The 21,408-nt window shown below is 70.7% G+C and carries 18 protein-coding genes, 1 pseudogene and 1 riboswitch; of the genes and pseudogenes, 7 read left to right on the top strand and 12 right to left on the bottom strand.

The annotated features are described in order from the left end of the window. Positions 1-95 precede the first annotated feature (95 nt). The 4 genes from ACFU5F_RS27690 to ACFU5F_RS27675 form a co-directional block, all read right to left on the bottom strand. On the bottom strand, positions 96-671 hold the full coding sequence (locus ACFU5F_RS27690) for a hypothetical protein (protein ID WP_383892651.1): 576 nt from the start codon (positions 669-671) through the stop codon (positions 96-98). 86 nt (positions 672-757) lie between these two features. Next, on the bottom strand, positions 758-1,417 hold the full coding sequence (locus ACFU5F_RS27685) for a YceI family protein (protein WP_383892648.1): 660 nt from the start codon (positions 1,415-1,417) through the stop codon (positions 758-760). A gap of 239 nt (positions 1,418-1,656) precedes the next feature. Further along, a complete protein-coding gene (locus ACFU5F_RS27680) occupies positions 1,657-2,853 on the bottom strand; it encodes a PotD/PotF family extracellular solute-binding protein (protein WP_383892645.1) in 1,197 nt (398 codons plus the stop codon). A gap of 99 nt (positions 2,854-2,952) precedes the next feature. Then, positions 2,953-4,389 carry a gamma-aminobutyraldehyde dehydrogenase gene (locus ACFU5F_RS27675; RefSeq protein WP_383892642.1) on the bottom strand — a complete coding sequence of 479 codons (1,437 nt, stop codon included), beginning with the start codon at positions 4,387-4,389 and terminating at the stop codon, positions 2,953-2,955. A 164-nt stretch (positions 4,390-4,553) separates the two neighbouring features. Here ACFU5F_RS27675 and ACFU5F_RS27670 point away from each other — a divergent pair, with 164 nt between their 5' ends. The 7 genes and pseudogenes from ACFU5F_RS27670 (at position 4,554) to ACFU5F_RS27640 (ending at position 11,968) form a co-directional block, all read left to right on the top strand. Then, positions 4,554-5,069, top strand: a complete 516-nt coding sequence (locus ACFU5F_RS27670) for an Lrp/AsnC family transcriptional regulator (RefSeq protein WP_383892639.1) — start codon at positions 4,554-4,556, stop codon at positions 5,067-5,069. 19 nt (positions 5,070-5,088) lie between these two features. Further along, on the top strand, positions 5,089-6,453 hold the full coding sequence (locus tag ACFU5F_RS27665) for an aspartate aminotransferase family protein (protein WP_383892636.1): 1,365 nt from the start codon (positions 5,089-5,091) through the stop codon (positions 6,451-6,453). Between the two features lie 226 nt (positions 6,454-6,679). Further along, positions 6,680-7,390, top strand: a pseudogene (locus ACFU5F_RS27660) (ABC transporter ATP-binding protein); the annotation flags it as partial. A 590-nt stretch (positions 7,391-7,980) separates the two neighbouring features. Further along, positions 7,981-9,267, top strand: a complete 1,287-nt coding sequence (locus ACFU5F_RS27655) for a hypothetical protein (RefSeq protein ID WP_383892633.1) — start codon at positions 7,981-7,983, stop codon at positions 9,265-9,267. A 98-nt stretch (positions 9,268-9,365) separates the two neighbouring features. After that, positions 9,366-9,773, top strand: a complete 408-nt coding sequence (locus ACFU5F_RS27650; protein ID WP_383892630.1) for a VOC family protein — start codon at positions 9,366-9,368, stop codon at positions 9,771-9,773. Between the two features lie 156 nt (positions 9,774-9,929). Further along, the gene (locus ACFU5F_RS27645; protein WP_383892627.1) at positions 9,930-11,054 is read left to right on the top strand and encodes an LOG family protein; all 1,125 of its coding nucleotides are present in this window, start codon (positions 9,930-9,932) and stop codon (positions 11,052-11,054) included. A 152-nt stretch (positions 11,055-11,206) separates the two neighbouring features. Beyond that, positions 11,207-11,968 carry an LAETG motif-containing sortase-dependent surface protein gene (locus ACFU5F_RS27640; RefSeq protein WP_383892624.1) on the top strand — a complete coding sequence of 254 codons (762 nt, stop codon included), beginning with the start codon at positions 11,207-11,209 and terminating at the stop codon, positions 11,966-11,968. A gap of 168 nt (positions 11,969-12,136) precedes the next feature. Here ACFU5F_RS27640 and ACFU5F_RS27635 read toward each other — a convergent pair whose 3' ends face one another. The 8 genes from ACFU5F_RS27635 to tsf form a co-directional block, all read right to left on the bottom strand. Next, positions 12,137-13,171, bottom strand: a complete 1,035-nt coding sequence (locus ACFU5F_RS27635; protein WP_383892621.1) for an ABC transporter ATP-binding protein — start codon at positions 13,169-13,171, stop codon at positions 12,137-12,139. Continuing rightward, positions 13,171-14,889, bottom strand: coding sequence for an ABC transporter permease (locus ACFU5F_RS27630; RefSeq protein ID WP_383892730.1), 1,719 nt, complete (start codon positions 14,887-14,889; stop codon positions 13,171-13,173). Before ACFU5F_RS27630 ends, ACFU5F_RS27635 begins: the two co-directional genes overlap by 1 nt. Continuing rightward, positions 14,865-15,956, bottom strand: coding sequence for a thiamine ABC transporter substrate binding subunit (locus ACFU5F_RS27625; RefSeq protein WP_383892618.1), 1,092 nt, complete (start codon positions 15,954-15,956; stop codon positions 14,865-14,867). Before ACFU5F_RS27625 ends, ACFU5F_RS27630 begins: the two co-directional genes overlap by 25 nt. Positions 15,957-16,043: 87 nt before the next feature. Further along, positions 16,044-16,151, bottom strand: a riboswitch (TPP riboswitch). A gap of 103 nt (positions 16,152-16,254) precedes the next feature. After that, positions 16,255-17,361, bottom strand: a complete 1,107-nt coding sequence (gene rlmN / locus ACFU5F_RS27620; protein WP_383892615.1) for a 23S rRNA (adenine(2503)-C(2))-methyltransferase RlmN — start codon at positions 17,359-17,361, stop codon at positions 16,255-16,257. A 304-nt stretch (positions 17,362-17,665) separates the two neighbouring features. Continuing rightward, positions 17,666-18,793 carry a phosphatidate cytidylyltransferase gene (locus ACFU5F_RS27615; RefSeq protein ID WP_383892612.1) on the bottom strand — a complete coding sequence of 376 codons (1,128 nt, stop codon included), beginning with the start codon at positions 18,791-18,793 and terminating at the stop codon, positions 17,666-17,668. Next, on the bottom strand, positions 18,793-19,350 hold the full coding sequence (gene frr / locus ACFU5F_RS27610; RefSeq protein WP_045561444.1) for a ribosome recycling factor: 558 nt from the start codon (positions 19,348-19,350) through the stop codon (positions 18,793-18,795). Before frr ends, ACFU5F_RS27615 begins: the two co-directional genes overlap by 1 nt. 155 nt (positions 19,351-19,505) lie before the next feature. Continuing rightward, positions 19,506-20,267 carry a UMP kinase gene (pyrH, locus tag ACFU5F_RS27605; protein WP_013000392.1) on the bottom strand — a complete coding sequence of 254 codons (762 nt, stop codon included), beginning with the start codon at positions 20,265-20,267 and terminating at the stop codon, positions 19,506-19,508. A gap of 195 nt (positions 20,268-20,462) precedes the next feature. Beyond that, entirely contained in the window at positions 20,463-21,299 is an 837-nt protein-coding gene (tsf, locus tag ACFU5F_RS27600; RefSeq protein WP_013000393.1) for a translation elongation factor Ts, read from the bottom strand. Positions 21,300-21,408: the final 109 nt, after the last annotated feature.

Genomic DNA, 21,408 nt, shown 5'->3' with positions numbered 1-21,408 from the left:
CGTACCTTCTCAGCCGTCACGACGACACGGGGAACCTCCGAGACGGAGATCACACTGCTCACGGGCTCGCTCCTGTGCGGGGGAGACAGGGGTCCCTACGGGGACGGGGCGGAGGCGGCCGGGATAACAGTTTTCCCTCCGCCGTCTCCCGTGCCTGCGGCCCCGCCGGCCCACCCGCCGGTGAGCGCCTCCAGCCGCTTGATCCGCCGCCGGACGACGTACAGCGGGATCACCCCGAAGACGCCGAACGACATGTCGATCACGGTCCACCAGAAGGGGATGCCGCGGATGGGCCCGCAGATCAGGGCCAGCGGGACGATCCCCGCGCAGGCGATCATGCCCAGCTCGACGACCCAGACGTTGCGGACCGGGTCGCGGTAGGGGCCGTAGAAGGCCACCGCGATCACCAGGTGCGCGAAGGCCAGCCAGTCGGTGCCGTACAGGAGGAACGGATACTCGGCGTCGGCCTCGTCGAGCCCCGCCCGTACGCGCTCGATCCATTCCATGAGCGCGGGCAGACGGTCCCCGGCGGACAGCGACCGCAGCAACTCCTCGGTCCACCGCAGCTCATGGACCAGCGGGAAGGCGGTGGCACCGCTCAGCACCAGACAGACGACGAAGAAGACCAGCCACGCACGGATGCCCCTCAACAGGGCGGCTCTGTCGCTCATACGGGGAGCGTACGCCCCTCCTTGAACGCGTTCAAAAGTGGGGGCCCGGCAGTCACTGCCGGGCCCCGCGGGAACGCGACCGGGCGTCAGCCGCCGGGGATCGAGCGGATCACGGCGAGGTCGAACTGCAGGCGCACCTTCTCGCTCACCATGGCTCCGCCCTCCGCGAGCCGCTGGTCGTACGTCAGACCCCATGCGGAACGGTTGATGGTGGTCGTCCCGTCGAAACCGACCCGCTCGTATCCGAACGGGTCCAGCACGTGCCCTATGTAGGTGAGTTCGAGATCCACGGGACGGGTGACGTTCTTGATCGTGAGTTCTCCGGCCATGCGGTAGACGTCGTTGCCCACCGGGCGGACCGCGGTACTCACGAAACGCATGCGCGGATAGGCCGCTGCGTCCAGGAAGTCGCGGCCCATGAGATGGGCGTCGCGTTGTTGCACGCCGGTGTCGACGGACGAGGTGGACAGAACGATCTCGGCCCGGGAACGCGCCGGATCTCGACCGTCGAAATAGAGACGGCTCTGGTATTCGGTGAACGCCCCGCGCACGGTCGTCACCAGGGCGTGCCGGACGGAGAAGCCGATACGGCTGTGCGCCGCGTCGATCATCCATTCGCCGGTCAGCATGGCCATGCCGGGGTCGGACGGGCCGGTGGAAGGGAATGCCCGCGACTCGTGGGGGAGTTGCGAGGCCGTGGGGGATGCCGGGCGGCGCAGGGACGCAGCACGGGTGAACAGGTTCATGGTTCACGTAATTACGGCACGACGGAATACGCCGCAACCCTTCGGCGGTCGATCCGTCGAGTCCGCATCGGCGCCGAAAGGCTGATAAAACGCCACCGCACGGCGGACGGTCGCACTATCTCCACAGCATCGCCATGAATTACCCGCGGCAGTTCGCCTCACGGTGACCGGAATGCACCCAGAAATCGGTGAGTCGGCCGAGCGCTCCCCGGAATCGCCGCGTATCCGTCGGAACGACACTAAAAGCCGACGATTCCGTTCCACCGTCGCGCGAACTCCCGGCGTTCCGCGGAGGTGATGTCCCGCGCGACGGCGAGCCGGGTGCGCAGGGCGTCGTCGGGGAAGATCAGGGGGTCCTCGGCGAGGGCGGCGGTCTCCTCGTCCTTCGCCGAGGCGAGGACGTCGCGGGCCTCGGGGACGGGACAGACGTAGTTGACCCAGGCGGCGAGTTCGGCGGCGACCTCGGGGTCGTAGTAGAAGTCGACGAGGCGTTCGGCGTTGGTCTTGTGGCGGGCGAGGTTGGGGATCATCAGCGACTCGGACCAGAGTTCGGCGCCCTCCTCGGGTACGACGAAGCGGATGTCCGGGTCGTCGGCCTGGAGCTGGACGACGTCCCCGGAGTACGCCTGGCAGGCGAGGACGTCGCCGCTGGAGAGGTCCTTGATGTAGTCGTTGCCGGTGAACCGGCGGATGCGGCCGGCCCGGACCCGGTCCTCGACCTGGTCGCAGACGGTGTGGAAGTCGTCCGCCGTCCACCGGGTGACATCGACCCCGTTGCCCTGCATCAGCAGCGCGAACGCCTCGTCCAGACCGGAGAGCAGGGTCACCCGCCCCTTGAGGTCGTCCGCCCACAGGTCGGCGACACGGCGTATCTCGCGCCCCACCCTCCGACGGTTGTACGCGATGCCGGTGATCCCCGACTGCCAGGGCACGGTGAACCGGCGGCCGGGGTCGAAGGCAGGCGAGCGCAACTGCGGATCCAGGTACGCGGTGACGTTCGGCTGCCCAGCCCGGTCCATCTCCTGGACCCACCCCAGCCGTACGAACCGGGCGCACATCCAGTCGCTGACGACGACGAGGTCCCGGCCGGTCCGCTGACGGTTCATCAGTGCCGGACCGATCTTGCCGAAGAACTCGTCGTTGTCGTTGATCTCCTCGGCGTAGTCGACGACGATCCCGGTGCGCTGTTCGAACGCCTCCAGCGTCGGCCGCCGCGAGGCGTCCTCGTCGTCGGTGTCGATGTAGAGCGGCCAGTTCGCCCAGCTCAGCCGCTTGTCACGGGCCGAGGCATCATCTCCGGCGCGGCGTTCGGGCGGCACGTACGCGGCGGGCACCCCGCATCCGGCGAGCGCGCCGAGCACCGCCCCCGTGCCGAGGGCGCGCAGGAGGGAACGGCGGGTGGGCGGCCGGCGGCCGGTGACGCGCGGGTGAGGCATGCGGGCAGCATGCCACCGCGGACCGCCCCCGGTCGCGGACCCCCGAGGGCGGGGAACACACGACGGGCCGCGACGAACGCGCGGCCCGTCGGCGCCACCTCAGCCCAGCGACGTCATCACGTGCTTGATCCGCGTGTAGTCGTCGAACCCGTAGCCCGAGAGGTCCTTGCCGTATCCGGACTTCTTGAACCCGCCGTGCGGCATCTCCGCGACCAGCGGGATGTGCGTGTTGATCCATACGCAGCCGAAGTCCAGCGCCTTGGACATCCGCATCGCGCGCGCGTGGTCCTTCGTCCACACCGACGAGGCGAGCGCGTACTCGACCCCGTTCGCCCAGCCGACGGCCTGCTCCTCGTCCGTGAACGACTGCACCGTGATGACCGGCCCGAAGACCTCGTTCTGGATGATCTCGTCGTCCTGCCGCAGCCCGGAGACGACGGTCGGCGCGTAGAAGTACCCCTTGTCGCCGACCCGCTGACCGCCGGCCTCGACCTTGGCGTGGGCCGGCAGCCGCTCGATGAACCCGGAGACCTGCTTGAGCTGGTTGGGGTTGTTGAGCGGGCCGAACAGCACGTCCTCGTCGTCCGGCTGTCCCGTCTTGGTCTCGGCGGCGGCCTTCGCCAGCGCGGCCACGAACTCGTCGTGGATCGACTCCTGCACCAGCACGCGCGTGGCGGCCGTACAGTCCTGCCCGGCGTTGAAGAACCCGGCCACGGAGATGTCCTCGACGGCCTTGGTGATGTCGGTGTCGGAGAAGACGACGACCGGCGCCTTGCCGCCCAGCTCCAGGTGGACGCGCTTGACGTCCTTGGCCGCGGACTCGGCGACGGACATACCGGCCCGCACGGACCCGGTGATGGACGCCATCGCCGGGACGGGGTGCTCGACCATCAGCCGCCCGGTGTCACGGTCACCCGTGATCACGTTGAAGACGCCCTTCGGCAGGATCGCCCCGATGATCTCCGCCATGAGGACGGTCGAGGCCGGGGTGGTGTCGGACGGCTTCAGCACGACCGTGTTGCCGGCGGCGATCGCCGGCGCGAACTTCCACACCGCCATCATCATCGGGTAGTTCCACGGCGCGACCTGGGCGCAGACCCCGACCGGCTCACGGCGGACGATCGAGGTCATCCCCTCCATGTACTCACCGGCCGACCGGCCCTCCAGCATCCGCGCGGCGCCCGCGAAGAACCGGATCTGGTCCACCATCGGCGGGATCTCCTCGGAACGGGTCAGCCCGATCGGCTTGCCCGTGTTCTCGACCTCCGCCGCGATGAGTTCCTCGGCCCGCTCCTCGAACGCGTCGGCGATCTTCAGCAGGGCCTTCTGGCGCTCGGCCGGGGTGGTGTCGCGCCAGGCCGGGAAGGCGGCCTCGGCGGCGGCCATCGCCGCGTCGACATCGGCCTGACCGGACAGGGGCGCGGTCGCGTAGGCCTCGCCCGTCGCGGGGTTGACCACCTCGGTGGTCCGTCCGTCGACGGCGTCACGGAATTCCCCGTCGATGTGGTTACGCAGACGACGCAGCTCGGTGCTCACTGCCGGCCCTCCAGATGTGGGTGTCCATTCCTTGAGACACCACCCTAAACGGCCACCCCACGTTTTCAACACCCCCAACCCGCCGCTTGCTGCGAAATCCGCAAGCTACGGGCCCGTAAACAACGAATTTCATCTATCCAACCTTGCGGAACTGTCGAGACGTCGTGCACAGTGTGCCCGTGGCCAGTCGAAGCTCAGACCAGAAGGACCCCAGGGAGCCCAGGAACGGCACTCCGCAGCTGGACGCCGTCTCCCTCGCCATCGTCGAACAGCTCCAGGAGGACGGCAGACGGCCGTACGCCGCGATCGGCAAGGCCGTCGGCCTGTCGGAAGCGGCCGTGCGCCAGCGCGTCCAGAAGCTGCTCGACCAGGGCGTGATGCAGATCGTCGCCGTCACCGACCCGCTCACCGTGGGCTTCCGGCGGCAGGCGATGCTCGGCATCAACGTCGACGGCGACCTGGATCCCGTGGCGGACGCCCTGACGGCCATGCCGGAGGTCGAGTACATCGTGATCACCGCCGGCTCCTTCGACCTGATGGCGGAGGTCGTCTGCGAGGACGACGACCACCTCCTGGAGGTCATCAACAAGCGCATCCGGACGCTGCCCGGCGTGCGTTCGACGGAGAGCTTCGTCTACCTCAAGCTCAAGAAGCAGACCTACATGTGGGGAACCCGATGACCGTGAGGACGCGATACCCGTGAGCCCCAAGGATCTCAGCCAGACCGCGTACGACCACCTGTGGATGCACTTCACCCGCATGTCCTCGTACGAGAACGCCCCGGTACCCACCATCGTCCGGGGCGAGGGCACGTACATCTACGACGACAAGGGCAGGCGGTACCTCGACGGTCTCGCGGGTCTCTTCGTCGTGCAGGCGGGCCACGGCCGCACCGAACTGGCGGAGACCGCGTTCAAGCAGGCGCAGGAGCTGGCGTTCTTCCCGGTGTGGTCCTACGCCCACCCGAAGGCCGTCGAGCTGGCGGAACGTATCGCCTCCTACGCTCCCGGCGACCTGAACAAGGTCTTCTTCACCACCGGCGGCGGCGAGGCGGTCGAGACCGCCTGGAAGCTCGCCAAGCAGTACTTCAAGCTCAAGGGCAAGCCGACCAAGTACAAGGTCATCTCCCGTGCGGTCGCCTACCACGGCACCCCGCAGGGCGCCCTGTCCATCACCGGCCTGCCGGCCCTGAAGGCCCCCTTCGAGCCGCTGGTGCCGGGCGCGCACAAGGTCCCCAACACCAACATCTACCGCGCCCCGATCTTCGGCGACGACCCCGAGGCCTTCGGCCGCTGGGCCGCCGACCAGATCGAGCAGCAGATCCTCTTCGAGGGCCCGGAGACGGTCGCGGCGGTCTTCCTGGAGCCGGTGCAGAACGCGGGCGGCTGCTTCCCGCCGCCGCCCGGCTACTTCCAGCGGGTCCGCGAGATCTGCGACCAGTACGACGTGCTGCTGGTGTCGGACGAGGTCATCTGCGCCTTCGGCCGGCTCGGCACGATGTTCGCCTGCGACAAGTTCGGCTACGTCCCGGACATGATCACCTGCGCCAAGGGCATGACCTCGGGCTACTCGCCCATCGGCGCCTGTGTCGTCTCCGACCGCATAGCCGAACCCTTCTACAAGGGGGACAACACCTTCCTGCACGGCTACACCTTCGGCGGCCACCCGGTCTCCGCGGCCGTCGGCGTCGCCAACCTCGACCTGTTCGAGCGCGAGGGGCTCAACCAGCACGTCCTCGACAACGAGGGCGCGTTCCGGTCCACGCTGGAGAAGCTGTACGACCTGCCGATCGTCGGCGACGTCCGCGGCAACGGCTTCTTCTACGGGATCGAGCTGGTCAAGGACAAGGCGACGAAGGAGAGCTTCGACGAGGACGAGACCGAGCGGATCCTCTACGGCTTCCTGTCGAAGAAGCTGTTCGAGAACGGCCTCTACTGCCGTGCCGACGACCGCGGCGACCCGGTCATTCAGCTCGCGCCGCCGCTGATCTCCGACCAGTCGACCTTCGACGAGATCGAGCAGATCCTGCGCGCGACGCTGACGGAGGCGTGGACGCTGCTGTAGGCCCCCGGCGGGCCGGCGCCGACGGGCGCGGGCCCGCTGCGCCACGCGCCCGCCGAACGGCCCGGGACACCCCCGTACGAGTGAGATGGGGGTGTCCCGGGCCGTGTGCTGTCCGGCCCCCGCCGCCCCGACTCCCTAGCGTGCCCCTGTAACCGATCGGCCCTGCCTTCGTTCCCCGGACGGGGGGCTCCCCCGGCAATCCTGATCCGAACCGAGGTGTACGCCCATGGTGGCCCCGCCGGACAACGACGTGCTCTGGGCACGTGGTCTGACCTACGCGCACGACGGCTCGCCCGCCCTGCAAGGCGTGTCGCTGGGCGTCCGGGAGGGCGAGATCCTCGCCGTCACCGGCCCGCGCGGCAGCGGGAAGACCACGCTCCTGCGGTGCCTGTCCGGCCAGCTGCGGGCGCAGCGCGGGGAGGTGTGGTTCAACAGCGTCCCCGTGCACACCATGAGTCCGCTCGCCCGGGAACGGCTGCGGCTGGACCGCTTCGCCTGGATCGACCCCGAGCCCGTCCTGGTCCCCGAGCTGAACGCCTGGGAGAACACCGCCCTGCCGCTGATACTGCGCGGCACCGGTCGCCGGGCCGCCAAGGCCGCCGCCCTGGAGTGGCTGGAGCGCCTCGACATCCGCGACACGGCCCGCAAGCGGCCGCACGCCCTCCTCCAGTCCGAGCGTCAGCGGGTGGTCGTGGCCCGGGCCCTGGTCGCCGGCCCCACGGTGCTCTTCGCGGACGAGCCGACCGCGGCGCTGCACCGCGCCGAACACGGCCACGTCCTGCGCACCCTCACCACGGCCGCCCGCTCGCACGCCATCACGGTCGTCCTCGCCACCCACGACCCCGAGACGGCGTCCCTCGCGGACCGCACGCTGTGTCTGCTGGACGGCCGACGGGTGAAGACCGTCCACCTGCCCCCGACCCCGACGGCCGAGGGCGGCCGCCGCCGGCCCGCCCGACGGACACCCCGGCCCGATGCCGACGCCGGGCGGGACCACGCCCAGGCGGTCGAGCGGGATATCCGGGCCGCTGTCGCGGCGCAGGGCCCGTCCGCTGCCCCGGCCGAGAACCGGTCACCCGCCGAGCAGACGGCCCGGCCGGCCGAGGGGATGGATCGGCCCGCCGAAGGGAGGGACCTGCCCGCCGCCGAAGAGGGAGGCGAGGCCGCGGCTCAGGAGGTTGGGGTGGCGGGGACTCTGCAGGCAGGTACAGCCATGGCCCGGCAGGGAAGCGAGGCCGTCACCCGACAGGCGGGTGACGCCGTGGCCCAGCAGGCAGACGAGACGGCGGCCCAGCGGGGAAGCGAGGCCATGACTCGACAGGCGGGAGGGGCCACGACTCGACAGGCCGGCGAAGCCGTGGCCCGACAAGCGGAGGAGACGGCGGCCCGGCAGGGCAGCGAGGCCGTCACCCGACAGGCGGGCGAGGCCGTCGGGCAGCAGGCAGGCGGGCCCTCGGCCGAAGGGGATCCCCCAGGCGTCCCGGACGCGGAGGACCGGGACGCCGCCGACGGGGAAGGCCGGGCCGCGTGCTCGCTCTCCGCCTAGCCCGCCGGGCCCACCCCGTCGTCCAGCTCCGCCGGCTCCTGGTCGCCGCGGCCTCAGGCGGCACGGGCTTTCTGCTGCTCTGCGCCCTCGGGCACGCCATGGCCCACCCGCACGCCCCGGCCGGCTCGGCGCTGCGGCTGGCCTGGTGCCTCCCACCCGCCGCCGCGACCGTGTACTTCGCGGTGGCGGTGGCCCGCACCGACCCCGGCACCCGGCCCCGCCCCGGTCTCTCCGCCATCGGTCTCGGCCCCGCCCGGCTGATGGCCGTCTCGGCGGTCACGACGGCCCTGTCCACCGTGCTCGGCTCGCTCCTGGCCCTGCTGTTCTTCCTCCACCTGCGCGGCGACCTCACCGGCATGCCCTTCGACGGCGCCGCCGCCGACGTCCTCGCCGCCGGACGCCCCCTGCCCCTCCCGGCGGCCCTCACCCTCCTCGCCCTCGTCCCTGCCGTCGCCTCCGTCACGACCGCCCTGGTCCTGCGCCCCGCGCACACCGGCGCCCGGCCCACCGGCCTGCGGACGCGCTTCATGGCGTACGACACCTTCGCCATCGGCCGGCGCGTGGCGCCCCCGGCGGGCGCCACGCGGTACGAGGAGGAGCCCGGTGACGCCGAGGACGCGCCCACGGCCCCGCACGGACCCTCGGAGCCGGCGGCTCCCCGCCCCGCCCCCGGCGGCCTCCCCTGGGGCATCACCGTGCTCGCCGTCGGCCTCGCCGTGGAGACGTACGCGGGACAGTCCGGCGACGGCTCCGGCCTCAGCCTCCCCGGCGGCTTCGCGGACAGTCCCGCCGGCGTGCTCGGCGGCTGGCTGCTCACCGCCCTGGGGCTGGTGCTCGCCGGGCCGGGGCTCACCCACCTCACCGGGCGCCTGCTCCAGTCCGCCCGCCCCGGCGCACTGCGCCTGCTGTCCGGGCGCGTGCTCCAGGAAGAGGCCCGGCGCATCGGGCGCCCGCTCGGAGTGGTCAGCGCGGTGGCATCCGGGGCCTACGCCATGGTGACGCTGTCCTCCGGCGTGCGCCCCGCGGTCGGCCCGCTCACCACGCTGGGCGCCCTCGTGGTGGCCGGCTGCGCCGTGCTCACCCTCGCCACGGCCGCCGTGGAGGCCCGGAGGGCGCACGCGGACACCACGGCCGCGCTGGTACGGCTGGGAGCGCCGAGCGCCCTGCCCCGGCAGGCGGCCCTGCTCCGCGCGGGAGCCCTGTTCGCCGTGTTCGGCCCCCTGACCTGGACGGTCGCGCAGCTGGCCGCGCTCCCACTGGCCGCCTGAAAACTCGTACGAAAAAAGTTCGCACGCGCCGATGAGTTCCGCGGGGGTCCCCGGTCTACCCCTGCGAACGGACCGACACCGACGGAAGAGAACTCGCCATGTACCAGCAGATGATCTTCATCAACCTGCCCGTGAACGACCTCGACGCCTCGAAGAAGTTCTTCACGGAGCTGGGGTACGCGCTCAACCCCCAGTTCAGCGACGAGAACGCGGCCTCGGTCGTGATCAGCGACACCATCGTGGCGATGCTGCTCACCAAGCCGTTCTACTCGTCCTTCACCAAGAAGGAGATCGCGGACGCCACCCGCACCAGCGAGGTGATGCTCTGTCTGAGCGCCGAGAGCCGCGAGAAGGTGGACGAGCTGGTCGAGAAGGCGGTCGCCGCCGGCGGCACCGCGTCGGAGAAGGTCCAGGAGATGGACTTCATGTACGGCCGCGCCTTCGACGACCTCGACGGCCACACCTGGGAGGTCGTCTGGATGGACCCGGCCGCGATCGAGGGCTGAGGGTCTTTCCACCGTGACGGACGGCCGCGCCTCGCAAGGGGCGCGGGGAACCGCGCGAGCGACCACCCGCCCGCCCGCGGCCGCCCCCGCGCGGACGCCCCTCAGCTCCATGGGCCGCCCCCGGCCCGACCCGGTGGAGCGCCCTAGCATGGGCGGGTGCAGACGATGCCCGCCCACGCGGCCCACCACGACGACCACGAGATCGAGACGATCGAGGAGTTCGACGCGATCGTCTCGGCACGTGGCACCCTCTCCGGATTCCGGGTCCAGGCGGTCGACCTGACGGACCGTACGCGCGAACTGCTCACCACCGGCACGGCCGGAGCCGTCTTCCTCGGCTGCCCGATGCGCGAGGAGGCCGCGGCGAAGGTCCGCACGGACGGCGCCCTGGTCTTCCCGCCCGTCACCGGCCTGCCCTTCGACCCGTACCGGGGCCGGCTCTACTCCCCCGACGAACTCTTCGCGTCCCTGACGGACGACGGCTACGAGGCCACGCCCGACGCCCTCGCGTATGCCTGGTTCCAGCGCACCAAGGCCGACCGGGACATCTACGCCTCCCTGCTGCGCGCCGTCCACGACGACTCCGTCTCGGACGCCCTCGACGAACTCCTCTCCGGCGCACGGGTGGTGGGCGTGATGGGCGGCCACGCGATGGCCCGCGGCACTCAGGCCTACGAGGGCGCCGCCCGGCTCGGCCGCACCCTGGCCCGCTCGGGTCTCACCGTCGCCACCGGCGGCGGTCCGGGCGCGATGGAGGCGGCGAACCTGGGCGCCTACGCGGCCCCGTACGACGACGAGATGCTCGCCGAGTCGCTGCGACTCCTGGCGAAGGCACCGCAGTTCACGCCCTCGGTCACCGCCTGGGCGAGCGCGGCGTTCGAGGTACGCGCGCACTGGCCGAGGGGCGGCACCTCCGTCGGCATCCCCACCTGGTTCTACGGCCACGAGCCGCCGAACCCCTTCGCCTCGCACATCGCCAAGTACTTCGCCAACGCCACCCGCGAGGACGGCCTCCTCGCCCGCTCCACCGCCGGCACAGTCTTCCTGCCCGGCGCCGCCGGAACCGTCCAGGAGGTCTTCGACAACGCGACCCCCAACTACTACGAGTCGCGCGGCGAACCGACCCCCATGGTTCTCGTCGACCGTGCCCACTGGACGGAGCGACTGCCGGCCTGGCCGCTGCTCCGGTCGCTGGCACAGGGGCGTTCGATGGAGAACCGGATCGCGCTCGTGGACCGGATCGAGGAGGCCCCGGAGGCGCTGGCGCGTCTGGGGGCGTGAGGCACGGACCGGCCGAACCGAGCCGCTCAAACAGTTCTTCGGATTGACAGTGCTTACGGCGCGCTTATAAACCTGTGAGGCACATGGGGAGGCCGCCCGTCCGGCGGCCCTCCGTCACCCCCACTCCCCTGTGCTTCCCGTGAAGGGCAAAAGTGTCCATATCTCTCCGTACCGCGCGAACTTCGCGCTATGTCGGTGTTGCTTTCGCGTCCGCCGCGCTCGTGTTCGGCGCCGCGGGCAACGCCATGGCCTGCAGCATCAAGGACTTCTCCGCCGTCGCCGAGTGCGACGGTGACAAGGGCGTCATCCGCGTGACCGACGTGGACCCCCTGGGCGTCGATGCCGAGGTCACCGTCTATCTGGAGAACAACGGGGCCGACCTGCGCCAGGTGGGCAGCAAGACGATCGAGGACTCCACCGCCGACGGCGTCACCATCACCTTCGAGGAGAACTGGGAGCCGAAGGCCGAGTACCGCATCCACGTCACGGCGGAGAACTACGTCGACGCGGACATCAAGCCGAACCTGATCACCCCCGCCAAGGCCTGCGGGGCGGGGGCGGACACCCCGCCGGCCGCCTCGAAGGCCCCGGGGAAGCCCTCAAAGGACAAGGGCGAGAACAAGGGCGACGGCAAGGGCGACGGCGAGAACAAGAACGACGAGCCCTCCGAGACCCGGACGTCCCCCACACCGTCCACCCCCGAGGGCGTCGCCCCCGCCGGCTCGAACGACAACAACGCCCCCTCCCCCGAGGGCGACTCCAGCCTCACCGAGACCGGCGGCGGCTCCAACCTCGCCGAGACCGGCGCCGACGCGAACACCGGTCCGATCGCCGGTGCGGCGGCGGCCCTGGTCGCCCTCGGCGCCGGTGCCGTGTACTACAGCATGCGGCGGCGTGGGGCCTCCACACGCTGATCACCGTTCGTCAGGGCTGTGGCCCGTGCTCCTCGGTGAGGGGCGCGGGCCACACGCTCGTCCGGGGTGGCCCCCGCGCTCACGGCCGTACGGCCAGTCGGTCCTGCGCCGTAGAGGTCTCGCCGGGCCCGGGGTCACGTGGACGCGACGGCCCGGCGCCCGCGCCCCCTAGGCGGCCCGACCGGCTCCCAGTACGACGATCTCGGCCGCGTCGAAGCCCACGCCCACCCGGTCCCCGGGCTCCGGCGCGTCCCGCAGCGCGCACGCCGCCTCCAGGCGCGGCGCGCCCTCGGGCTGGAGGTGCACGGTGACATGGGTGCCCCGGAAGGTGCGCGCGGCGACCGTGCAGCACAACCCGTCGGCCACATCCACCAGGCGCACCCCCGCGGGCCGTACGAGCAGCGCGCACGCCCCCTGCGGCGAGCCCTCCGGCACCGGGACCTTGCCCCACGCCGTGTCCGCCGCCGCGCCGGTCACGGTGGCCTCGACCACGTTGTCGAAGCCGAGGAAGCGGGCCACGAACTCGTCCACCGGCCGCTGCCAGACGTCGAGGGGCGTACCGGACTGGGCGATCCGCCCGTCCCGCATCACCACGACCCGGTCGGCCAGCGCGAACGCCTCACCCTGGTCGTGTGTGACCGCCAGCACGGTCGTACCCAACTCCGCGAAGAGTTCCCGCAGTTCGACGACCAGCCGCTCCCGCAACGACCGGTCCAGCTGGCCGAGGGGCTCGTCGAGCATCAGCAGCCGCGGGCGCGGGGCGAGGGCCCGGGCCAGCGCGACCCGCTGCTGCTCACCGCCGGACAGCTCCCCGACCCGCCGCCGGGCCGCTCCGGGCAGTCCGACCAGCTCCAGCAACTCCCCTACCCGCACCGCCCGTTCGGCCTTCGCCGCGCCGTGCATCCGGGGACCGAAGGCGACGTTGCCGGCCACGTCCCGCTGCGGAAAGAGCTGATGGTCCTGGAACATCAGCCCGACCCCGCGCCTGTGCGCGGGCACGCCCGCCTGGTCGTTCCCGGCGAGCAGCACCCGCCCGCCGTCGAGCGGCTGGAGACCGGCGACGACCCGCAACAGTGTCGACTTGCCGCTGCCGCTGGGCCCCAGCACACACACGATCTCGTGCTCGGCGACCCCCAGATCGACCGCGTCGAGCACGGGCCGCCCGTCGAACCGTACGGTCGCCTTCTCCAGCCCGAGCAGCATCAGAACTCCCCCGTGCGATCGGTGCGCAGACGTTCCAGCACCAGCAGGGCCACCGCGCACACCACCATCAGAATGGTCGAAAGGGCCATCGCCTGGCCGTAGTTGAGGTCACCAGGGCGGCCGAGCAGCCGTGCCACGGCGACCGGGAGCGTGGGGTTGTCGGCCCGTGCGATGAACACGGTCGCCCCGAACTCCCCGAGCGAGACGGCGAAGGCGAACCCGGCCGCGACCAGCAGGGCCCGCCGCACCATCGGCAGGTCGACCTCGCGCCACACCCGCCACGGCGAGGCCCCGAGCACGGCCGCCGCCTCCCGCAGCCGTTCGTCCACCGCCCGCAGCACGGGCAGCATGATCCGTACGACGAACGGGACGCCCACCAGGGCCTGGGCCAGCGGCACCAGGATCCAGGACGACCTCAGGTCCAGCGGCGGCTCGTCCAGCGCGATCAGGAACCCGAAGCCGACGGTCACCGCGGACACCCCGAGCGGCAGCATGAGCAGCGCGTCGAAGCCCCGGACCAGGCGGCCGGCCCGCCTGGTGAGCGCGGCCGCGGCGAGGCCGCCGACCAGCAGGGCGATGCCGGTCGCGGCGAGCGCGTACCGGAGCGAGTTGCCGACCGCCTCGATCGGCGCCACCAGGAAGATCCCGCTGTCGTCCTGGGTCAGCGCCCTGTAGTAGCCGAACCCGGGCGCGTGGAGGGACCTCTCCACCAGCACGCCCAGCGGCAGCAGGATCAGCACGACGACGGTGACGAGCACCCCGCCGAGCAGCGCCCACTGCCCTGCCCCGCGGGGCCGCCGGGCCGTGAGCGAGGGATCGACCAGCCGCAGCGCGCTCTCCCGCCGCCGTACGGTCCACGCGTGCACGGCGAGGATCAGTCCGACGGCGAAGAACTGCACGAGCGTCAGCACGGCGGCCGCCGGCAGGTCGAAGATCTCCGAGGTCTGCCGGTAGATCTCCACTTCGAGGGTCGAGAAGGTCGGCCCGCCGAGGATCTGCACCACCCCGAAGGAAGTGAAGGTGAACAGGAAGACCATCAGCGCCGCGGCGGCCACGGCGGGTGCGAGCGCCGGGAGCGTCACCCTCCGCCAGGCCGCCAGAGGGGACGCCCCGAGCATCCGCGCGGCCTCCTCCTGCCGCAGGTCCAGCTGCGACCACAGCCCGCCCACGGTCCGGACGACGACCGCGTAGTTGAAGAAGACATGCGCGAGCAGGATCGCCCAGACCGTGGTGTCCAGCCGTACGCCCCACAACTCGTCGAACAGCCCGCCCCGTCCGACCAGGGCCAGGAAGGCCGTGCCGACGACCACGGTCGGCAGCACGAACGGGACGGTCACGACAGCGCGCAGCACGTCCTTGCCCCTGAAATCGAAGCGCGCGAACACATACGCGCCAGGGAGCGCGATCAGCAGGGTGAGGGCGGTCGAGACGAGCGCCTGCCAGGTGGTGAACCACAGCACGTGCCGGATGCCGGAGTCGCCCAGCACCTCCCCGATCCGCCCGAGGTCCCAGCTCCCGCTGGCTTTCAGCCCCCGTGCGACGATCGCGGCGACGGGATAGGCGAAGAACACCCCGAAGAACGCGACGGGCAGGGCCATCAGCCCGAGCCTCGCCGCGCTCCCCGTCCGACGGGAACCGCGCGCCCCGGTCCCGGCAGGCGCCTTCGGCCTCCCCGGCCCCGTTGGCGGCTTCGCTACTTCAGTACGAGCGAGGTCCACGACTTGACCCACTGGTCACGCTTCTCGGCGATCTTCTCCGGCGCCATGGTCTCGGGATCCTTCGCCGCGGGCCCGTACTCGGTGAACTCGGCGGGCACGGCCGCCCCGTCGACCACCGGGTACACGAACATGTTGAGCGGCATGTCCTCCTGGAACCTCTTCGAGATCAGGAAGTCGATCAGCGCCTTGCCGCCCTCGGTGTTCCTCGCGTTGTTCAGCAGCCCGGCGAACTCGATCTGCCGGAAGCAGGTGCCGTCCGCGACCCCGGTCGGCGCGGTCTTCGGACGCGGGTCCGCGTAGACGACCTCGGCGGGCGGCGAGGAGGCGTACGACACGACGAGCGGCCGGTCGCCCCCCGCCTTCCTGCCGTCCGTCGACCCGGAGAACTCCTGGTAGTACGCCTGCTCCCAGCCGTCCACGACCTTCACGCCGTTGGCCTTGAGCTTCTTCCAGTAGCCCTCCCAGCCACCGTCGCCGTACTTCGCGGCCGTGCCGAGGACGAAACCGAGGCCCGGCGAGGAGGTGGAGGCGTTCTCGGTGACGAGGAGGTCCTTGTACTCGGGCTTGATCAGATCGTCGAAGGTCTTCGGCGGCTCGATCTTGTTCTTCTCGAAGTACGCCTTGTCGTAGTTGACGCAGATGTCACCGGAGTCGATGGGCGTGACCCGGTGTTCGGCCTCGTCCAGCTGGTACGCGGCGCCGACCTTGTCGAGCCCCTTCGCCTCGTACGGCTGGAAGAGGCCGTTGTCGAGGGCGCGGGACAGCAGGGTGTTGTCGACGCCGAAGAAGACGTCGCCCTGCGGGTTGTCCTTGGTCAGGATGGCCTGGTTGACGGCCTGGCCCGCGTCCCCGCTCTTGAGGACCTTGACCTTGTACCCGGACTCCTTCTCGAACGCCTTCAGCACGTCCTTGGAGTAGGCGAAGGAGCCGTGGCTGACGAGCGTGACGGTCTTGGAGCCGGCCCCCGACCCGCTGTCCCCGGAGGACGAGGACCCACACGCGGACAGCGTGACGAGCCCGAGGCCGACGGCCGCGGCGACGAATGTTCTGATGTGCGCTGACTGCACTGGATTCCTCCTGGGGTGACCAGGAAGAGACGCGGCCCTGCCCGGGTGGCTCCGGAGATCCGGAGCCACCCGGGCAGGGCGCAACAGCTTGAGTGATGACCGAACTTCCTACCCAGAATGACCTGGGCGAGGTTCAGAGGGTCTGCGGCCCGCTTGCCGCACTCTCAGCGCTGTGGCGCTCCCCTGTCGGAATATGAAGATGTGTACGGGGTCAGCGTACCCCGTGGCCGGTTTACGACTCCTGCCGGTGGCCGTGTGCCGCTCCCTGGCCGCCGGCCCCGAACAACCCGTCCGCGGTCTACCGCTCGGTGGCCGCCAGCTGCCCGCACGCACCGTCGATCTCCTGGCCGCGGGTGTCCCGGACGGTCACCGGCACCCCGTGGGCGGCGATGGCCTCGACGAACGCCTTCTCGTCCTCGGGCCGGGAGGCCGTCCACTTGGACCCCGGAGTGGGGTTCAGCGGAATCAGGTTCACGTGCACCGGCTTGCCCTTGAGCAGCCGGCCCAGCCGGTCACCGCGCCACGCCTGGTCGTTGATGTCCCGGATCAGCGCGTACTCGATCGACAGCCGGCGTCCGGACCGGGCCGTGTACTCCCACCCGGCGTCGAGGACCTCACGCACCTTCCACCGCGTGTTCACGGGGACGAGGGTGTCGCGCAGTTCGTCGTCCGGCGCGTGCAGGGAGATGGCGAGCCGGCACTTGAACCCCTCGTCGGCGAACCGATGGATGGCGGGCACCAGCCCCACCGTCGACACGGTGATCCCGCGCTGCGACAGCCCCAGCCCGTCCGGCTCCGGATCGGTGAGCCGACGGATGGCACCGACGACCCGGTTGTAGTTGGCGAGCGGCTCGCCCATCCCCATGAAGACGATGTTGGACAGCCTCGCGGGCCCGCCGGGAATCTCACCGTCCCTGAGCGCCCTCATCCCGTCCACGATCTGGTGGACGATCTCGGCGGTGGACAGATTCCGGTCGAGCCCGGCCTGTCCGGTCGCGCAGAACGGGCAGTTCATCCCGCACCCGGCCTGCGAACTGATGCACATCGTCACCCGGTCCGGGTACCGCATCAGGACCGACTCGACGAGCGTCCCGTCGAACAGCCGCCACAGCGTCTTGCGGGTGGTGTCCTGGTCGGTCGACAGGTGCCGCACGACCGTCATCAGCTCCGGGAGCAACGCCTCCCGCAGCTTCGCGCGCGCGCCCGCGGGGATGTCGGTCCACTGCTCCGGGTCGTGCGCGTAGCGCGCGAAGTAGTGCTGCGAGAGCTGCTTGGCGCGAAACGGCTTCTCCCCGATCGCGGCAACGGCTTCCTTACGCTCCACAGGCGAAAGATCAGCAAGATGCCGCGGCGGCTTCTTGGCTCCGCGGGGGGCGACGAATGTGAGTTCTCCGGGCTTCGGCATAACCCTCCCAGTGTCGCAGATCGATTCGGCCGTCCCAGGCCGGAGCGGGGGTGGGGGTGGTCACCCGTGGGCGCCGACCGTCACGGTCGGAGGACGACGCACGGCCCGGGGACGGCCCGGCAACCAGAAAGCGCGGGGAAGCCCTGGTCACCCGCGCGCGAGTGCCTGGCGCATGCGAGTCGGTCCGCGGCTGTGCGGGCGGGACCGCCTCGACCGCCCGAGCCGGGACACGGATGAGGCCCGCCGCCTCTCGGACAGCGGGCCTCGTCGGAAGACCGCACGTCTGCGACGCACGAGATCGCGGTCAGCCGGAGCCCACGAACAGCACCAGGAGCAGCCACACCACCGGAGCCGTCGGCAGGAGGGAGTCCAGGCGGTCCATGATGCCGCCGTGGCCCGGCAGCAGCGTGCCCATGTCCTTGATGCCGAGGTCCCGCTTGATCATGGACTCGCCGAGGTCGCCCAGCGTGGCGCTGGCCGCGACGGCGAGGCCGAGGAGCAGGCCCTGCCACCAGGCACCGCCCTCGATGACGAACTCCATGAGCAGCGCGCCCGCCACCATGGCGAAGGCGATCGCGCCGAGCAGTCCCTCACGGGTCTTGCCGGGGCTGATGCGCGGCGCGAGCTTGTGCGTGCCGAAGCGCCAGCCGACGGCGTACGCGCCCGTGTCGCTGACGATGGTCAGCACCAGGAACAGCAGCACCCGTTGCGGCCCGTCGTCGGCGGTGAGCATGAGCGCGACGAACGTGGCCAGGAACGGCACGTAGAAGGCCGCGAAGACCCCCGCCGTGACGTCCTTGAGGTAGTTCTCCGGCGGTTCCGTCATCCGCCAGACGAGGACGGCGAGCGCCGTGAGGGCCATGGCCACCCAGGCACCCTCGGGCCCGCGTACGTACCCGGCGACGACCATGGCCGCCCCGCCCACCGCGAGCGGCACGAGGGGCGCCTTGATGCCCTTGCGTTCCTGCAGGCGTGAGGTGAGCTCCCACAGGCCCACCACCACGGCGACCGCTATCACGCCGACGAAGGCCGCCTTGACGATGAACAGCGACGCGACGATGACCGCGCCGAGAGCGAGACCGACTCCTATGGCGGCGCCCAGGTCTCGGCCCGCGCTCTTCTTCGGCGCGGCGGGCTGCGGGGCGTCGGGCATGGGCTCCGGCTTCTGCGGCGCCTCCCCGAAGGGGTGCGCCGACGGCGTCTCGTCACGGAACAGGGGGCCGGCCTGCCGAGCGGCGGCCCCCCGGTCGTCGTCCTGGTTCCCGCCCTGCGCGGGTACGTCGGGCACGATGGGCATGGGCTGAGTCTGCATCGGATGCCGGCTCTCGGCCGCATCGTACGGGGGACCCGCCGGGGCATGCCCCTGGACAGGTCCCCGGTCGGTCGGCGCCCAGTACCCGGCTTGTGGCGCTCCCCAGGAAGAGTCGTTCATCAGACCTCGAGGAGCTCCGCTTCCTTGTGCTTGAGCAGCTCGTCCACCTGGGCGACGTACTTCGCCGTGGTGTCGTCGAGCTCCTTCTCCGCACGACGGCCCTCGTCCTCGCCGACCTCGCCGTCCTTGACGAGCTTGTCGATCGCGTCCTTGGCCTTGCGGCGGACCGAGCGGATGGACACCTTGGAGTCCTCCGCCTTGCTCTTGGCGACCTTGATGTAGTCGCGGCGGCGCTCCTCGGTCAGCTCGGGGAACACCACCCGGATGATGTTGCCGTCGTTGCTCGGGTTGACGCCGAGGTCGGAGTCGCGGATCGCCTGTTCGATGTTGCGCAGAGCGGTCTTGTCGAACGGGGTCACCACCGCCATGCGCGGCTCCGGCACCGAGAACGAGGCCAGCTGGTTGATCGGCGTCAGCGCACCGTAGTAGTCGGCCACGATCTTGTTGAACATCGCCGGGTGCGCACGACCGGTGCGGATCGCGGCGAAGTCGTCCTTGGCGACGACGACGGCCTTCTCCATCTTCTCCTCGGCCTCGAGGAGGGTCTCTTCGATCACCACTTGCTCCTGCGTGTCTTGAGTAGGCCCGGCAGCCGCACTTGGTCGGGTCGGCGGCCGGCTGCGTCGCGTCTTGTTCCTGCACGGTTCCGGACCGGCAGGACATTGTCCATCCCCCGGTCAGGCTCCGTCCCCCGGGCAGGGGAAGGACCCGGTCAGGCCCGGCTTCCCTGATCACCCACGAGAGTGCCGATCTTCTCACCCTTGACGGCCCGCGCGATATTGCCCTCCTTGAGAAGCTCGAACACGAGGATCGGGAGCTTGTTGTCGCGGCAGAGCGTGATCGCGGTGGCGTCGGCGACCTTCAGTTCGCGGGTGATGACCTCGCCGTAGCCGAGGGAGTCGAACTTGACCGCGTCCGGGTTGGTCTTGGGGTCGGAGTCGTAGACCCCGTCCACGCCGTTCTTGCCCATCAGCAGCGCCTCGGCGTCGATCTCCAGGGCACGCTGGGCGGCGGTGGTGTCGGTGGAGAAGTAGGGCATGCCCATACCGGCGCCGAAGATGACCACACGGCCCTTCTCCAGGTGGCGCACGGCGCGCAGCGGGATGTACGGCTCGGCGACCTGCCCCATGGTGATGGCGGTCTGGACGCGGCTGTCGATGCCCTCCTTCTCCAGGAAGTCCTGGAGGGCGAGGCAGTTCATGACCGTGCCGAGCATGCCCATGTAGTCGGAGCGGGCCCGGTCCATGCCGCGCTGCTGCAGTTCGGCGCCGCGGAAGAAGTTTCCGCCGCCGATGACGACCGCGATCTCCGCGCCGTCACGGACGACGGCCGCGATCTCACGGGCGATCGCGTGCACCACGTCGGGGTCGACGCCGAGGCCACCGCCCCCGGAGAACGCCTCTCCGGACAGCTTCAGCATGAACCGTCCGCGGTCCGCCTTGCGTACGTCGCTCTTCTCGGGCTTGGTGGTCATGGAGATCTCGCCTCTTCACGTGTCGCACATACGAAGAAGGCCACTGCCGGTGGGGTGGTGTTCGCATCCCATGCTCGGCAATGGCCTCCTCGTCAGATCTGCTGTCGTCCGTATCGCGTCACGCGCGCACGGGGCGGCGTACGCGAACGACTGCACTCGACCCTATCGGGGCCGGGCGCCCGTCGCGCAACGGACTCAGATGCCGACCTTGATGCGCGTGAAGCGCTTCAGGGTGACACCGGCCTCGTCCAGGACCTTCTGGACCGACTTCTTGTTGTCCAGCGCGTACGGCTGGCCGAGCAGCGTGGCGTCCTTGAAGAAGCCGTTGAGGCGACCCTCGACGATCTTCGGCAGGGCGGCCTCGGGCTTGCCCTCGGCGCGGGTGGTCTCCTCGGCGACGCGGCGCTCGGACTCGACGACCTCGGCCGGCACGTCCTCCTTGGAGAGGTACTTCGGCGCGAAGGCGGCGATGTGCTGGGCGACGCCCTTGGCGACGGCGGCGTCGGCCTTGTCCAGCTCGACCAGGACACCGATCTGCGGGGGCAGGTCGGGCATGGTGCGGTGCATGTAGGCGAAGACGAAGCCGTCGGCGTACTGCGCGAAGCGGTCGAGGACGATCTTCTCGCCGAGGTTGGCGTTGGCCTCGTCGACGTACGCCTGGACGGTCTTGCCGGCCTCGATCTCGGAGGCGAGCAGGGTCTCCAGGTCGGCCGGGGAGGTCTTGGCGACGTGCTCGGCGATCGCGGAGGCGGCGGCCTGGAACTTCTCGCCCTTGGCGACGAAGTCCGTCTCGCACTTCAGCTCGACCAGGACACCGGAGGTGTTGTCGTCAGCGATGAGGGAGACCACGGCGCCGTTCTCGGCGGAGCGGCCCTCGCGCTTGGCGACGCCCTTCTGGCCCTTGATGCGCAGGGCCTCGACGGCCTTGTCGACGCTGCCCTCGGCCTCGTCCAGGGCCTTCTTGCAGTCCATCATGCCGGCGCCGGTGAGCTCACGGAGCTTCTTGACGTCGGCGGCGGTGTAGTTCGCCATGATCTGTGAATCTCTTCTCGGAGTTCGAAGTCTCGAAGTCGGCGTCCGCCGCCGCTCGTAGGACGGGCGCCCGCCGAAGATCTACGGGCTGTGGGTGAACGGCGGGTGG

The organism is Streptomyces sp. NPDC057438, from assembly GCF_042802995.1.
In the GTDB taxonomy this organism is placed as follows: domain Bacteria; phylum Actinomycetota; class Actinomycetes; order Streptomycetales; family Streptomycetaceae; genus Streptomyces.
This window is presented reverse-complemented; position numbering and strand designations above follow the sequence as displayed.